Origin of the sequence: Pseudomonas sp. MPB26 (assembly GCF_046605355.1) — a bacterium.
GTDB classification, from domain to species: Bacteria; Pseudomonadota; Gammaproteobacteria; order Pseudomonadales; family Pseudomonadaceae; genus Aquipseudomonas; species Aquipseudomonas cedrina.
Window position 1 is genome coordinate 4,685,436 of sequence record NZ_CP176793.1, and the last position, 15,056, is coordinate 4,700,491.

General features: G+C 60.7%; 14 protein-coding genes, 1 tRNA gene and 1 pseudogene. 10 read left to right on the plus strand and 6 right to left on the minus strand.

What is annotated here, in order from left to right; genetic code table 11:
* Positions 1–12 precede the first annotated feature (12 nt).
* Positions 13–945: a LysR family transcriptional regulator gene (locus tag ACLH0H_RS21720; protein WP_411379565.1), complete on the plus strand. Its 933-nt coding sequence runs from the start codon at positions 13–15 to the stop codon at positions 943–945.
* 27 nt (positions 946–972) lie between these two features.
* On the opposite strand, the gene ACLH0H_RS21725 is transcribed toward ACLH0H_RS21720, so the two are convergent.
* On the minus strand, positions 973–1,380 hold the full coding sequence (locus tag ACLH0H_RS21725) for a PA2817 family protein (protein WP_017846829.1): 408 nt from the start codon (positions 1,378–1,380) through the stop codon (positions 973–975).
* 75 nt (positions 1,381–1,455) lie between these two features.
* A complete protein-coding gene (locus ACLH0H_RS21730; protein WP_411379566.1) occupies positions 1,456–3,903 on the minus strand; it encodes an acyl-CoA dehydrogenase in 2,448 nt (815 codons plus the stop codon).
* Positions 3,904–4,049: 146 nt separating this feature from the next.
* Between ACLH0H_RS21730 and ACLH0H_RS21735 the strand changes: the two are divergent.
* The 4 genes and pseudogenes from ACLH0H_RS21735 to ACLH0H_RS21750 form a co-directional block, all read left to right on the plus strand.
* Positions 4,050–4,160, plus strand: a pseudogene (locus tag ACLH0H_RS21735) (cysteine protease); the annotation flags it as partial.
* A 99-nt stretch (positions 4,161–4,259) separates the two neighbouring features.
* Positions 4,260–4,877 carry a glutathione S-transferase family protein gene (locus tag ACLH0H_RS21740; RefSeq protein ID WP_411379567.1) on the plus strand — a complete coding sequence of 206 codons (618 nt, stop codon included), beginning with the start codon at positions 4,260–4,262 and terminating at the stop codon, positions 4,875–4,877.
* 135 nt (positions 4,878–5,012) lie between these two features.
* Complete coding sequence (locus ACLH0H_RS21745; protein WP_411379568.1) at positions 5,013–5,945, plus strand: ABC transporter ATP-binding protein; 933 nt, start codon at positions 5,013–5,015, stop codon at positions 5,943–5,945.
* Positions 5,942–6,721 (plus strand): ABC transporter permease, encoded by a 780-nt coding sequence (locus ACLH0H_RS21750; protein ID WP_076954801.1) that lies wholly within the window; start codon positions 5,942–5,944, stop codon positions 6,719–6,721. Before ACLH0H_RS21745 ends, ACLH0H_RS21750 begins: the two co-directional genes overlap by 4 nt.
* Positions 6,722–6,835: 114 nt before the next feature.
* Here the strand turns inward: ACLH0H_RS21750 and ACLH0H_RS21755 are convergent, their stop codons facing one another.
* Positions 6,836–7,375: a TetR/AcrR family transcriptional regulator gene (locus ACLH0H_RS21755; protein ID WP_411379569.1), complete on the minus strand. Its 540-nt coding sequence runs from the start codon at positions 7,373–7,375 to the stop codon at positions 6,836–6,838.
* 91 nt (positions 7,376–7,466) lie between these two features.
* Here ACLH0H_RS21755 and ACLH0H_RS21760 point away from each other — a divergent pair, with 91 nt between their 5' ends.
* The 4 genes from ACLH0H_RS21760 (at position 7,467) to ACLH0H_RS21775 (ending at position 12,205) form a co-directional block, all read left to right on the plus strand.
* Positions 7,467–8,660, plus strand: a complete 1,194-nt coding sequence (locus ACLH0H_RS21760) for an MFS transporter (protein ID WP_411379570.1) — start codon at positions 7,467–7,469, stop codon at positions 8,658–8,660.
* A 42-nt stretch (positions 8,661–8,702) separates the two neighbouring features.
* On the plus strand, positions 8,703–9,014 hold the full coding sequence (locus ACLH0H_RS21765; protein WP_411379571.1) for a cupin domain-containing protein: 312 nt from the start codon (positions 8,703–8,705) through the stop codon (positions 9,012–9,014).
* A 107-nt stretch (positions 9,015–9,121) separates the two neighbouring features.
* Positions 9,122–10,270, plus strand: coding sequence for a TDT family transporter (locus tag ACLH0H_RS21770; protein WP_411379572.1), 1,149 nt, complete (start codon positions 9,122–9,124; stop codon positions 10,268–10,270).
* A 66-nt stretch (positions 10,271–10,336) separates the two neighbouring features.
* On the plus strand, positions 10,337–12,205 hold the full coding sequence (locus tag ACLH0H_RS21775) for an MFS transporter (protein ID WP_411379573.1): 1,869 nt from the start codon (positions 10,337–10,339) through the stop codon (positions 12,203–12,205).
* A gap of 116 nt (positions 12,206–12,321) precedes the next feature.
* On the opposite strand, the gene sugE is transcribed toward ACLH0H_RS21775, so the two are convergent.
* From sugE to rdgC, 3 genes are all read right to left on the minus strand, one after another.
* Positions 12,322–12,636 carry a quaternary ammonium compound efflux SMR transporter SugE gene (gene sugE / locus ACLH0H_RS21780; RefSeq protein ID WP_411379574.1) on the minus strand — a complete coding sequence of 105 codons (315 nt, stop codon included), beginning with the start codon at positions 12,634–12,636 and terminating at the stop codon, positions 12,322–12,324.
* A gap of 105 nt (positions 12,637–12,741) precedes the next feature.
* Positions 12,742–13,707 carry a bile acid:sodium symporter family protein gene (locus ACLH0H_RS21785; RefSeq protein WP_411379575.1) on the minus strand — a complete coding sequence of 322 codons (966 nt, stop codon included), beginning with the start codon at positions 13,705–13,707 and terminating at the stop codon, positions 12,742–12,744.
* Between the two features lie 183 nt (positions 13,708–13,890).
* Positions 13,891–14,811 (minus strand): recombination-associated protein RdgC, encoded by a 921-nt coding sequence (gene rdgC, locus ACLH0H_RS21790; RefSeq protein ID WP_076954793.1) that lies wholly within the window; start codon positions 14,809–14,811, stop codon positions 13,891–13,893.
* Positions 14,812–14,970: 159 nt separating this feature from the next.
* On the opposite strand from rdgC, the gene ACLH0H_RS21795 reads away from it, so the two are divergent.
* Positions 14,971–15,046: transfer RNA gene (locus ACLH0H_RS21795), tRNA-Val, on the plus strand.
* The last annotated feature ends 10 nt before the right edge of the window (positions 15,047–15,056 follow it).

Sequence of the window (15,056 nt, forward strand, 5' to 3'; positions counted from 1 at the left end):
GACCTGTGCACCATGAGCATCAATCTACCGTTACCACTGCTGGGCGAAATGGCGATTTTCGTCAAGGTGGTGGAAACCGGCAGTTTTTCCGAAGCTGCGCGGCAGATGGGCGCTTCGCCTTCTTCGGTGAGCCGCAGCATCTCGCGCCTGGAAAAAGCCCTTGCGATGCGTTTGCTGCAGCGCACGACGCGCAAGTTGCGCTTGGGCGAAGGCGGTGAAGAGGTATTCATGCGTTGCCGGGAAATGGTCAACGCGGCGCGCTCGGTGATGGAGATCAGCGGCCAGTTCGCCCATGAAGCCGAAGGGCTGGTGCGGGTCAGCGTGCCCAAGGCGGTGGGGCGGTTTGTGGTGCATCCACATATGCCGGAGTTCCTGCGGCGCTATCCCAAGGTGGATGTGCAGTTGATTCTTGAGGATCGGCAGGTGGACCTGATCGATGACAATGTCGACCTGAGTATCCGTATCACCGACAGCCCGCCGCCAGGGTTGGTCGGTCGCCAGTTATTGCCCATCGAGCACTTGCTGTGTGCGACGCCGGAGTATCTGGCCGAGCACGGTACGCCGGGCCATCCCCATGATCTGTTGGAGCACAGTTGCATCTACTTGGGGGAAACGCCCGGCGACTCGCGCTGGAAATTTCGCCAGGCCGGCAAGTCGGTGACAGTGGCCGTGCGCGGGCGGTATGCGGCGAACCACACCGGCGTGCGACTGGATGCGGTGTTGCAGCATGTGGGAATTGCCAGCTTGCCGTATTTCACGGCGCGTCATGCGCTGGAGGAGGGGCGGTTGGTGCAGGTGTTGCCCGAGTGGGACTTTATTGCGTCCTACCATGGCGAGGCGTGGTTGCTGCATTCGCCCACGCGCTATTTGCCGCCGAAGTTGCGGGTGTTTATTGATTATCTGGTGGGGTGCATGGCTACTGAACCGACACTGCGCCGTCGGTAGGTGTGTGGGAGCCAGCTCCCACGGGTATCAGTGCTTGCTCTGGTCTTGCGGCATGGCCAGCAGTTGTTTTTCCTGGTTCCAGTCGAACGGTTCGTCGTTCTGTTCGGCTTCGAAGCGACGCTCTTCCAGGGCCTGGTACAGGTCCAGTTCTTCGTCCGGCATGAAGTGCAGGCAGTCACCGCCAAAGAACCACAGCAGGTCGCGCGGCACCAGATGGGCAATTTGCGGGTAGCGCAGGATGACCTGGCTCATCATGTCCTGGCCCAGGTACTGGCTTTCGATCGGATCGATCGGCAGCAGGGCGCGCAATTCGTCGAAACGTTCCAGAAACAGCAGATGGCTTTCCTCGGGTACCTGTTCGGCTTCGCCGACGGCAACCAGGATGCTGCGCAAGTGGTCGAGCAAGACGAGATGATCGGCAACGACGTTGGACACGAGATAAGTCCTCTAAAGCAAAAACGGGCGCGAGAGTATATAGCTCTCGCGCCCGTTTTTATATGACCGCCGGGATCAGCGGACTTTACCCCCGGCCTGGGTCAGCTCTTCCTTGCTGAAGTCGTCCACATCAATGACCTTGCGGCGTGCGGCTTCGGCATCACGCAGGGTTTGCGCCTCGGCCGGTTGCAGTACCCCGGCGTGCAGCGCGGCATCGATGGCGTGCTCCCCGGCAGTCGGTTTGACCTGGCCGCTCTTGAGCGCGGCGTGCAGTTTTTTCTGCAGGGGATGGCTGGCGCCGAGCAGGTCGTAGGCCTGTTGCAGGGCGCCAACCGGATCTTGCGCCGATTGTGGGCGGTAGCAGCCGGCCAGCAACTCTTCCAGGGTCGGGTCGCCTTTGGCGCGGCCGATCACTGCGGCGACTTCGGCATCCAGTGCGTCGGACGGCCCGGTGTGGCGACGGCCGAACGGGAACACGATGACCCGCAACAGGCAGCCCAGGATTTTGTTCGGGAAGTTGCTCAGCAGTTCATCCAGCGCACGTTCCGATTGACCGAGGCTTTCTTCCATCGCCCAGGCGAACAGTGGCTCCAGGTGATCCGGCGAATCGAGGTCGTGATAACGCTTGAGTGCGGCCGACGCCAGGTACATGTGGCTCAGCACATCGCCCAGGCGTGCCGACAGGCGTTCGCGGCGCTTCAGCTCGCCGCCCAGCAGCATCATGCTCAGGTCGGCCAATAGCGCAAAGGCGGCAGCCTGGCGGTTGAGCGCGCGGAAGTATCCCTGGCTCAAGCGGTTGCCCGGGGCTTTTTCGAAGCGACCCACGCCAAGGTTCAGCACCAGTGTGCTGGCGGCGTTGCTCACGGCAAACCCGATATGTTGCATCAACAGGCCATCGAACTCCTTCAGCGCCTGGTCGTGGTCTTCGCGACCGGCCAGGGCCATTTCCTTGAGCACGAAAGGATGGCAACGAATGGCGCCCTGGCCGAAGATCATCAGGTTGCGCGAGAGGATGTTCGCGCCTTCCACCGTGATGAAGATCGGCGCGCCTTGCCAGCTGCGACCCAGGTAGTTGTTGGGGCCCATGATGATGCCCTTGCCACCGTGCACGTCCATGGCATGGCTGATGCACTCGCGGCCACGCTCGGTGAGGTGGTACTTGAGGATCGCCGACAGCACTGAAGGCTTTTCCCCCAGGTCCACGGCATTGGCGGTGAGCATGCGCGCGCTGTCCATCAGCCAGGCGTTGCCGCCGATGCGGGCCAGGGCCTCCTGGATACCTTCAAAGGCGGACAGTGGCACGTTGAACTGTTCGCGCACCTGGGCGTACTGGCCGGTGACCAGGCTGGTGAACTTGGCTGCGCCGGTGCCCACGGCGGGCAGGGAAATCGAACGGCCGACGGAAAGGCAGTTCATCAGCATCATCCAGCCTTTGCCGAGCATCTCCTGGCCGCCGATCAGGTATTCCAGCGGGATGAACACATCCTTGCCGGAATTGGGGCCGTTCATGAATGCCGCGCCCAGGGGCAGATGACGGCGGCCGATTTCCACGCCTGGAGTGTCGGTCGGGATCAATGCCAGGCTGATGCCCAGGTCTTCCTCTTCACCCAGCAGGTGGTCCGGGTCGTAGGCCTTGAACGCCAGCCCCAGCAGCGTCGCGACAGGGCCGAGGGTGATGTAGCGTTTTTCCCAGTTTAAACGCAGGCCCAGGGTTTCCTTGCCTTCCCATTCGCCTTTGCAGATCACGCCGGTATCGGGCATCGCGCCCGCATCGGAACCCGCCAGCGGGCCGGTCAATGCGAAGCACGGGATGTCATCGCCGCGCGCCAGGCGCGGCAGGTAGTGGTTGCGTTGTTCGTCGGTGCCGTAGTGCAGCAGCAGTTCGGCCGGGCCCAGTGAGTTGGGCACCATCACAGTGGACGCCAGGTCACCGCTGCGGGTGGCGAGTTTCATCGCGACCTGGGAGTGGGCATAGGCGGAGAAACCCTTGCCGCCATATTCCTTGGGAATGATCAGGGCAAAGAAGCCATGGGTCTTGATGTGCTCCCAGGCGGCGGGCGGCAGGTCCATGGCCTGGCCGATCTCCCAGTCGCTGACCATGGCGCAGAGTTCTTCGGTAGGGCCGTCGATGAAGGCCTGTTCCTCTTCGGTCAGCTGCACCTTGGGGTAGGCCAGCAGTTTGTCCCAGTCGGGGCGACCGCTGAACAGTTCGCCGTCCCACCATACGGTGCCGGCGTCGATGGCATCGCGCTCGGTCTCGGACATCGGGGGTAGGACTTTCTGGAACCAGCTGAACAGCGGCTTGGTGAAGTATTGGCGGCGCAGGTCAGGCAGCAGCAGCGGCGCAGCCACCACCGCGATCAGCACCCAGAAAACCAGCAGCAACCAGCCCGGTGCGTGGCTCCAGGCGCCCATCGCCAGCAGGTAGACGGCGACCACGCCCAGGGCGGGCAGGGGCGCGACGCGGCGGTGTGCGAGGTAGGCGATGCCGACCACCAGAACCAGTATCCACAACAACAGCATATTCAATCCTCCGTGAAACCAGGGGCGAAACCACCAGGGAGCTTAGTCGGCATCCGAACAAGCGGGGTGATCAGGGTGTTACAAGTTGTACTGCAAGCACCTGGCAATAGGCGCCGAGATTGGGCCGAATCGGGGTGATGTGGGCTTTGGACACGTGCTTGCATCCCAGCCGCTTCATCGATAGTGACCACCCTGCGGTGGTGGAGTTCGCCGGGAAACCCCATGGAACCCGCAGGTATTCAAGTGACCCGCCAGTCAGGGTTGACGGGGTGTGGGGAATCGATTCAAGCCGTCTGTAAACCGGCGTATGCTGCTGCGTTCATCCAGCTATGTTCATCAATACTAAAGGCGCGGTCATGCTGAAGATCTGGGGTCGTAAAAATTCATCAAACGTCAGGAAGGCACTGTGGTGCGCAGAGGAACTCGGCCTGGACTATGAGGCCATTGATGCGGGTGGAGCGTTTGGGGTGGTCGACACGCCGCAGTACCGGGCTCTGAACCCTAACGGGCGGGTACCGATGATCGAGGACGGTGACTTTGTGTTGTGGGAATCCAACACCATCGTGCGCTACCTCTGTGCCAAGCACGCGTCGGATTTTTACCCAAGTGACCTGCAAGCGCGGGCCAGCGCCGAAAAATGGATGGACTGGACCACGTCCACGCTCGCCGATCCGTTCAAGGCGGTGTTCTGGGGCATCCTGCGTACCCCGGCCGACAAGCAGAACTGGGACACCATCAACGCCGGGCGCCAAGCCTGTATCGATGCGCTCACCACCGTCGACCAGGCCCTCGCCGAGCAGCCTTACCTGTCCGGCCAAGCGTTCGGCATGGGCGATATCCCGCTGGGCTGTTTTATCTATGCCTGGTTTGAAATGCCTATCGAACGGCCTGCAATGCCCCATCTGGAGGCCTGGTACCAGCGCCTGCAACAACGTGCGGCCTACCGCAAAGCCGTCATGACCGCGTTGACCTGATACTGACTATTAATGCAGGTGACTGTACTTGTGCCGCGCGGGCAAGCACCATGCCCGCCATGCACCGCAGGTTGAACTACCTGCGGTTCGCCCTCATCTACTCTTTCTATTCCCTTCTTTGGTGCGTAATCCGATATGAGTTCCGCTCTGTCCATCCGGCAGCTAACCAAAACCTACGGCAACGGTTTCCAGGCCCTGAGTGGTATCGATCTGGACGTTGCCGAAGGTGACTTCTTCGCCTTGCTCGGCCCCAACGGCGCCGGCAAATCCACCACCATCGGCATCCTCTCGACGCTGGTCAACAAGACCAGCGGCATGGTGAATATCTTCGGCCATGACCTGGACAAATCCCCGGCGGCGCTCAAGCGCTCCATCGGCGTGGTGCCCCAGGAATTCAACTTCAACCAGTTTGAAAAGACCTTCGATATCGTCGTGACTCAGGCCGGCTACTACGGCATTCCGATGAAAGTCGCCAAGGAACGCGCCGAGCAATACCTGACCCAGCTGGGCCTGTGGGACAAGCGTGATGTGCCCTCGCGTTCGTTGTCCGGCGGCATGAAGCGCCGCCTGATGATCGCCCGCGCGCTGGTGCACGAACCGCGCCTGCTGATTCTGGACGAGCCCACCGCCGGCGTGGATATCGAGTTGCGTCGCTCGATGTGGACCTTTCTCACCGAGCTGAACGAGAAGGGCATCACCATCATCCTCACCACTCACTACCTTGAAGAGGCTGAGCAGCTGTGCCGCAACATCGGCATCATCGACCACGGCACCATCGTCGAGAACACCAGCATGCGTAACCTGCTGGGCCAGTTACACGTGGAGACCTTCTTGCTCGACCTGAAGAATAACCTGTCGGTACCACCGCAATTGCTCGGCTACCCGAGCCGTCTGGTCGACAGCCACACCCTGGAAGTGCAGGTGGACAAAGCCATGGGCATCACCGCGCTGTTCACGCAGTTGGCGGCCCAGAACATCGAAGTGTTGAGCCTGCGTAATAAAACCAATCGCCTTGAGGAGTTGTTCGTGTCCCTGGTGGAGAAAAATCTGGCGAAGGTGGCGGTATGAGTTCCGAACTGCAACCCAACCTCGTCGCGCTGCAAACCATTGTCTATCGCGAAGTGAAGCGCTTTACCCGGATCTGGCCGCAGACCCTGCTGCCGCCGGCGATCACCATGGTCTTGTACTTCGTGATCTTCGGTAACCTGATCGGTCGGCAGATCGGCGACATGGGTGGTTTCACCTACATGGAGTACATCGTGCCGGGCCTGATCATGATGTCGGTGATCACCAACTCCTACGGCAACGTGGTCTCAAGCTTCTTCGGCAGCAAGTTCCAGCGTTCCATCGAAGAACTGATGGTGTCGCCGGTTTCGCCGCACACCATCCTGATCGGCTATACCCTGGGTGGCGTGCTGCGTGGCCTGATGGTCGGCGTGATCGTGACCTTGTTGTCACTGTTCTTCACCCACCTGCAAGTGCATCACCTCGGGGTCACCATTCTGGTGGTGGTACTGACGGCGACGATCTTTTCGCTGCTGGGCTTTATCAATGCGGTGTTCGCGCGCAACTTCGACGACATCTCGATCATCCCGACCTTCGTGCTGACGCCGCTGACTTACCTGGGCGGGGTGTTCTACTCCATCACATTGTTGCCACCGTTCTGGCAAACCGTGTCGCTGGCCAACCCGGTGCTGCACATGGTCAATGCCTTCCGCTATGGCATCCTGGGGGTGTCGGATATCAAGATCAGCGTGGCGATCACCTTCATGCTGGTGGCGACGGTGGTGTTGTATATCGGTTGCACGAAGTTGCTGGTGAGCGGGCGTGGGATGCGTACCTGAGCGCTGACACTCTATGAAAATGGCCTCCCTGTGAGGCCATTTTTTATTGCATGAACACAGAACAACTCTGGGCGCTGGCTTGCCAGCTCCCAGAGTTTGATCGGCGTACGGCCTTTAGTTTTTCAGGGCCAGTTCGATCAGTGCATGCAGTTCCTCGACCGTCGGCGGCGCAGTCGAGAACAGGATGCGAAACACCGTCGGCGCCGCCAACAGGTTGATCAGGTGGTCCACGCTGGGTCGCAAATCATTCGGATAGCGATCGACAATCGTCTGCAGTTGCCCGCTCAGGATGCTCACGCAATACCCCGGCGTCACGCTGCATTGCACGTCACGCAACATGTTGCGCCCCGGCTGCGAACTCATTTCATCCAGGTACTGCTCGGCCCAGGCCCGCAAGTCGCCGCGCAGGCTGCCGGTGTTGGCAGGCTCGCTGTCCGGGCGCATGCGTGCCAGGGCTACGTCCGCGAGCAACGCCGAGAGGTCGCCCCAGCGCCGGTAAATGGTCGAAGGCGTCACCCCTGCGCGCGCGGCGATCATCGGCACGGTGACACTGGAGCGCTCATGGGCTTCCAGCAGTTCACGCGTGGCGGTATGCACTGATTCCTGGACCCGGGCACTGCGGCCCCCCGGGCGAAGGCCTTCTTTAATTGCCATACGTAAAACCTTAACACAAAGAATTTGCTTTAAGCGCTCTCGGGTAGCACACTCCACAAAAGCAAAATATTAGCTTTAGCGGAGTGTGCCCATGTCCAGTCAGATTGCTCACCGTTCCAGCCTGGTGTTTCTCGCGATCACCTTGCTGACGTTTCTCGCGGCCTCCAGTGCGCCGACGCCGCTGTATCACCTGTATCAGGAAGGCCTGCATTTTTCAGCGGGCATGCTCACGCTGATCTTTGGCGTGTATGCCTTGAGCCTGCTGGCGGCGTTGCTGACCGTGGGCTCGTTGTCGGACCACCTGGGGCGCAGGCCGGTGATTTTTGCCGCGCTGATCCTGGAGATGGTGGCGATGCTCTTGTTTATCAATGAAAGCAGTGTGGCCTGGCTGATCGCCGCGCGGATACTGCAGGGGTTTGCCACTGGCATGGCCACCGCCGTATTGGGTGCGGCACTGCTCGATACCGATCGCCAGCAAGGCCCGCTGGTCAACAGCGTGGCACCGTTGCTGGGTATGGCGTGCGGTGCGATGGGCAGCAGTGTGCTGATGGAGTTCGCGCCGTTGCCGACCCAGTTGATTTACTGGGTCTTGCTGATACTGATGCTGTTGCAGGCCCTTTATGTCTGGCGCCTGCCGGAAACCGTCAGCCGTATCCCCGGTGCGCTGGCGTCACTGCGCCCGACCTTGCACGTACCGCCTCAAGCGCGCCGCGCCTTGTGGTTGTCGCTGCCGGTGGATGTGGCGGTGTGGGCGATGGGCGGGTTCTATTTGTCCCTGGCGCCCTCGCTGGTGCGAGCGGCGACCGGTTCGACTTCCAACCTGATCGGCGGTGGCCTGGTGGCGGTGCTGACGCTCAGCGGTGCACTGATGATTTTCACGTTGCGCAACCGCCCGGCCGACAAGGTGCTGCGCCTCGGCGCCGGGTTGCTGGCGGTGGGGGTGACCTTGATCCTCGCGGCCGTACACAGCGCCAGCCTGCCGCTGTTTTTCGTCGCCACCCTGATCGCCGGCAGTGGTTTTGGCGCGGGCTTTCTCGGTGCCTTGCGCAGCGTGGTGCCGCTGGCCTTGCCCCACGAGCGCGCGGGGCTGATGTCGGCGTTCTATGTGTTGAGCTATCTGGCGTTCTGTTTGCCGTCCCTGCTGGCGGGCAACCTGATTCGCAGCTTCGGCCTGATCGCCACCACTGATGGCTACGGCGCGGTGCTCATTCTGTTGTCCGTCGGTGCCCTGATCGGTCTGCTGCTGCAGGATTCGGCGCGGGCCAGGGCGACGACGGGCGGCTGATGGGTATAATCGGTGCACCTATTGCCTGGCCGAGATTCAAGCATGAAGATCATTCGCAGCAAGGACTTCACTGGCAGCCGTGCCTGGGAAGCGTTGGACATTGCCAACATGAATGGCATCACCACGCGGTTGCACTGGACGGACCAACCGTATCGCTGGCACATCAACGACGGTGAAGAAGTGTTCGTGGTGCTGGACGGCCGGGTGCAGATGCACTATCGCGACAATGGCTTCGAACAGGTTGCTGAGCTGCAAGTCGGCGATATTTTTTACGCCAGCATTGGCACCGAGCACGTGGCTCATCCACAGGGACCGGCGCGTATCCTGGTAATTGAAAGCGAAGGCAGCGTTTGAAGCTATATAGGTAGAATAGATAACAGATAGAGATATTACCCGTTATATAGATATTCGATCAGGTTCTACCATGGCCTCACCCTCATACGAGGAAGAGGATTGCCATCATGACCTGCTCGACTACCCTCAGCTACAAACCCTTCAGTCATCTGTCCCGTCCCCGGGAAGTGATCCGCCAGTTCACCCCGAACTGGTTTGCTGCGACCATGGGTACCGGCGTGCTGGCGCTGGCCCTGGCGCAACTGCCCGTCGATTGGCCCGGCCTGTACACCATGGCCGAAGGGCTGTGGCTGTTCACCATCGGCCTGTTCGTACTGTTCAGCGCACTCTACGCGGCGCGTTGGCTGATGTTTTTCCACGAGGCTCGGCGGATTTTCGGGCATTCCACGGTCTCAATGTTCTTCGGCACGATTCCCATGGGCCTTGCGACTATCCTCAATGGCTTGCTGTTGTTCGGCCTGCCGCGCTGGGGCAGCGACGTGATACCGCTGGCCGAGGCGCTGTGGTGGCTGGACGTGGCCATGGCGCTGGCCTGCGGCGTGCTTATCCCGTTCATGATGTTCACCCGCCAGGAACACAGCATCGACCAGATGACGGCCGTATGGCTGCTGCCGGTGGTTGCCGCTGAAGTCGCCGCCGCCAGCGGTGGCTTGCTCGCGCCGCACCTGGCTGACGCCCCTGCGCAACTGGTGATGCTGGTCACCAGCTACGTGCTGTGGGCGTTTTCTCTGCCGGTGGCGTTCAGCATCCTGACCATCCTGATGCTGCGCATGGCCTTGCACAAATTGCCCCACGCCAATATGGCGGCCTCGAGCTGGCTGGCGCTGGGCCCGATCGGCACGGGTGCGCTCGGTATGTTGCTGCTGGGCGGCGATGCGCCGGCGATCTTCGCGGCCAACGGTTTGCCGGGTGTCGGTGAAATGGCCAACGGCCTCGGCCTGGTGGCGGGCATCACGCTGTGGGGCTTCGGCCTCTGGTGGATGCTTATCGCGGTACTGATCACCCTGCGTTATCTGCGCGCCGGCATCCCGTTCAACCTGGGCTGGTGGGGGTTTACCTTCCCGTTGGGTGTGTATGCGCTGGCGACGTTGAAGCTGGCGAGCCTGTTGCACCTGGGGTTCTTCAGCGTATTCGGCAGTGTGCTGGTGATGGCCTTGGCGCTGATGTGGCTGATCGTCGCCAGGCGCACCGTGCAGGGCGCGTACAAAGGTGAGCTTTTTGTTTCTCCGTGTATTGCGGGACTAGGGAATAAGTAAGCGGGATTAGGTAAAGTCGTGGCCTGAATGCTTTTACAAAAAATAGGCCACCCAGGAACACGGACGATGAGCCACCCCTCGCAATTCACCTTGCTGCGCACACGGCGCTTCCTGCCGTTTTTCATCACCCAGTTGCTGGGCGCATTCAACGACAACATCTTCAAGCAATCGCTGATCCTGGCCATTCTCTACAAGCTCAGTATCGAGGGCGACCGCTCCATCTGGATCAACCTGTGCGCGTTGCTGTTCATCCTGCCGTTCTTCCTGTTCTCGGCGCTGGCCGGGCAGTTTGGCGAGAAATTCAACAAGGACGCCTTGATCCGCGCGATCAAGATCGGCGAGATCGTGATCATGGCCGTGGGCGCCGCCGGTTTCCTGACCAACCACCTGGAATTGATGCTGCTGGCACTGTTTGCCATGGGCACCCATTCGGCGCTGTTCGGGCCGGTCAAGTACTCGATCATGCCCCAGGCCCTGCACGACGATGAGCTGGTGGGCGGCAACGGCCTGGTGGAAATGGGCACGTTCCTGGCCATCCTGGCGGGCACCATTGGCGCCGGGATCATGATGTCGTCCACCCATTACGCGCCGGTGGTGGCGGTGGCGATAATCGCCGTGGCGGTGTTGGGTTACCTGGCCAGCCGCAGCATTCCGCGGGCGGCCGCGTCGACTCCTGGGTTGCGCTTGAACTGGAACATTTTCAGCCAATCCTGGGCCACGTTGCGCCTGGGCCTGGGGCAGACGCCGGCCGTTTCGCGCTCCATCGTCGGTAACTCGTGGTTCTGGTTCGTCGGTGCGATCTACCTGACGCAGATCCCGGCCTACGCCAAGGAATGGTTGTACGGCGACGAAACCGTGGTGACGCTGATCCTCACCGTATTCTCGGTGGGTATCGCGCTGGGTTCGATGCTCTGCGAAAAGCTCTCTGGGCGTAAGGTGGAAATCGGCCTGGTGCCGTTCGGTTCATTCGGCCTGACCGTGTTCGGCTTGTTGCTGTGGTGGCACTCCGGCGGTTTCCCGCAGAACGTGCAGGCCAACGATTGGCTCGCCGTGCTCGGTTATGGCCAGGCGTGGTGGGTGCTGTTTGATATTCTCGGCCTGGGCGTGTTCGGCGGCTTTTATATCGTGCCGCTGTATGCGCTGATCCAGTCGCGCACCGCCGAGCACGAGCGTGCACGCGTGATTGCCGCCAACAACATTCTCAATGCCTTGTTCATGGTGGTCTCGGCGGTCGTGTCGATCCTGCTGCTGAGCGTAGCCAAGCTGTCGATCCCCGAGTTGTTCCTGGTGGTGTCGCTGCTCAACATCGCGGTCAACACCTATATCTTCAGGATCGTCCCCGAGTTCACCATGCGTTTCATGATCTGGCTGCTCAGCCATTCCATGTACCGCGTGGAACACCGCAACCTTGCCGCCATTCCGGATGAGGGCGCGGCGTTGCTGGTGTGCAATCACGTTTCGTTTGTTGATGCGCTACTGATTGGCGGCGCGGTGCGTCGACCGATTCGCTTTGTCATGTACTACAAGATCTACCGCTTGCCGGTGCTCAACTTTATCTTCCGCACGGCTGGGGCGATTCCGATTGCCGGGCGCAATGAAGATATCCAGATCTACGAAAAGGCCTTCACGCGGATTGCGCAGTACCTGAAGGAAGGGGAGTTGGTGTGCATCTTTCCCGAAGGCAAGTTAACCGCCGATGGCGAGATGAACGAGTTTCGCGGTGGCGTGACGCGCATTCTGGAGGAGACGGCGGTGCCGGTGATTCCGATGGCGTTGCAGGGGTTGTGGGGGAGTTTCTTCAGCCGCGACCCGAACAAGGGGTTTTTGCGTCGGATTTGGTCACGGGTGGTGTTGGTGGCGGGTGAGCCGGTGGACGGTCCGACACCGGGGCGGTTGCAGGAAGTGGTGGGGTTGCTGCGGGGGAATGTCAGGTAGTTTTTGTGTTGGATCTACCGGCCTCATCGCAGGCAAGCCAGCTCCCAGTAGACCGTATTCACATGAACAACTCGGTCCAATGTGGGAGCTGGCTTGCCTGCGAAGGCGGTAATGGCCTAAATGCTGATCTTGAGACCAATAAGCCCGCAGATGATCAACGCCACACTGGCCAACCGAAACAACGCCATGGATTCCCCAAACAGGACAATCCCGGCGATCACCGTGCCCACGGCACCCACGCCGGTCCAGATCGCGTAGGCGGTGCCCAAGGGCAGCTCCTTCATGGCCAGGCCCAGCAGGCCGAGGCTGACCGCCATGGCAACAATCGTCAGGACAGTAGGCAGCGGCTTGCTGAAACCATCGGTGTACTTCAGGCCAACGGCCCAGCCGACTTCAAACAAACCGGCAAAAAACAGAATGATCCAGGACATGAAGACCTCGCTTTTTCAGGCGGGGTCGTCCCCGGATTCAACGCTCGTTGGCGCCGCGAGGTCGTCCCCGCGAAGCGCGTAGAGTGACGAAAATGGATCAGGCGATCAAGTTTTCGAGGTGTTCTCCAAGATGCGACGGTCTTCCTTTTCGCTCATGCGACGGAAGTAGGTCGACAGCAGTGCCCCGGAAATATTGTGCCAGACGCTGAACAATGCACTCGGCACCGCCGCCAGCGGCGAAAAATGCGCACTGGCCAGCGCGGCGCCCAGCCCTGAGTTCTGCATGCCCACTTCCAGCGCCAGCGACTTGCGCTGCGCCAACGGCAACTTGAACACGCGGCCGGTGAAATAGCCCAGCAGGTAACCGAAGCTGTTGTGCAGCATCACCACCGCCATGATCAACAGGCCCGACTCGGCAATCTTCGCCTGGCTCGCCGCGACCACCGCCGCGACGATGATCACGATGCTGACCACCGAGACCAGCGGCAACACATCCACCGCATGACGAACCCGGTCACCAAGCACACGTTGCGCCAATACCCCCAGCACGATCGGCAGCAGCACCACCTGCAGGATCGACCAGAACAACTCCATGAACGACACCGGCAGCCAGGCCGAGGCCAGCAGCCAGATCAGCGCCGGCGTGAGCAGCGGGGCGAGGAGGGTGGTGACGGCGGCGATGGCCACCGACAACGCCAGGTCGCCCCGCGCCAGCCAGGTCATCACGTTGGACGAAGTGCCGCTTGGGCAGCACCCGACCAGGATCACGCCGACGGCAATTTCCGGCGGCAGGTGAAAAGCCTGGCACAGCAGCCAGGCCACGCCCGGCATGATCACAAAATGCGCGACCACGCCCAGGGCCACGCGCCACGGATGGCGGGCGACCTCGGCGAAGTCATCCATCTTGAGGGTCAGCCCCATGCCGAACATCACCAGGCCCAACAGTGGGACGATGGCGCTTTTAAGGCCAATGAACCAGTCGGGTTCCAGGAAGGCGACGACGGCGAAGATCAACACCCAGTAGGCGAAGGTATTGCCGACGAAACGGCTCAAGGCGGCGAGTGCGCGCATGGGGATGTCCTTGTTTTTAGAGTGCTTGAAGTGCAAACCCGATCGAATGTGTGAGCAGGCTTGTGTGGGAGCTGGCTTGCCTGCGATAGCATCAACTCGATCTAAATCAGGACCGAGGTGCCTGCATCGCGGGCAAGCCCGGCTCCTACACGGGACCGTGCCCACTTACGGCCTGTGTTATCTTTAGATACCCTGCGGAGTCTCTTCACCACCCAGCGCTTCAACCAACGCCGGCAGGAACTCACCAAACGTCAGCATCATCAGGGTAAAGCTTGCGTCCAACTGGCCCAGGGCTTCTTCACCACCGTCCTGTTCCGCCTGGTCCTGCAGCAGGTCTTCGAACTTCAGGCGCTTGACGGTCATCTTGTCGTCGAGCATGAAGGACAGCTTGTCCTGCCAGGCCAGGGACAGTTGGGTCACGACCTTGCCGGTGGTCAGGTGCAGCTGGATCTCTTCGCCGGTCAGGTCCTGGCGCTTGCAACGCACGATGCCGCCGTCTTCGTGGGTATCGCGCAGCTCGCATTCATCAAGGACGAAGAAGTCATCGGCCGGCTTCTGGGTGGTGACCCAGTCGGTCATGATCGCGGTTGGCGCGGTTTTCACCGTCAGTGGGCGAACCGGCAGGGTGCCGATCACTTCACGCAGGGTCGACAGCAAGTCTTCGGCGCGTTTCGGGCTCGCCGAGTTCACCAGGATCAGGCCCTGTTTCGGCGCGATAGCGGCGAAGGTCGACGAGCGACGGATAAACGCACGCGGCAGGAAAGCCTGGATGATTTCATCCTTGATCTGGTCGCGCTCCTTCTTGTAGACCTTGCGCATCTGCTCGGCCTCGATCTCTTCGACCTTTTCCTTGAGCGCGTCACGTACCACGCTGCCCGGCAGGATGCGTTCTTCCTTGCGCGCGGCGATCAGCAAGAAATCTCCGCTGACGTGTACCAACGGCGCGTCTTCACCTTTACCAAAAGGCGCGACGAAGCCGTAAGTGGTCAGTTCCTGGCTTGCGCAAGGGCGCGCCAGTTTGGTGGCCATGGCCGCTTCCAACGCCTCGGCATCAACAGGCAGATCTTGGGTCAGGCGATAGATAAGCAGGTTCTTGAACCACATGGGGTGAGTCTCTCCTTTATACAAAGGGGGGCATTATTCTCTTGATAACGTCCCAGGCCAACCCTGCCTAAGCCATTGGAAGCTATCAAAAAAAAGATTTAAGAAAGTACTTGCCAGACCCAGGGTCGCTCCGTAGAATGCGCGCCACACCGAAACGAAGGGTGATTAGCTCAGCTGGGAGAGCATCTGCCTTACAAGCAGAGGGTCGGCGGTTCGATCCCGTCATCACCCACCATTCGCTTGAT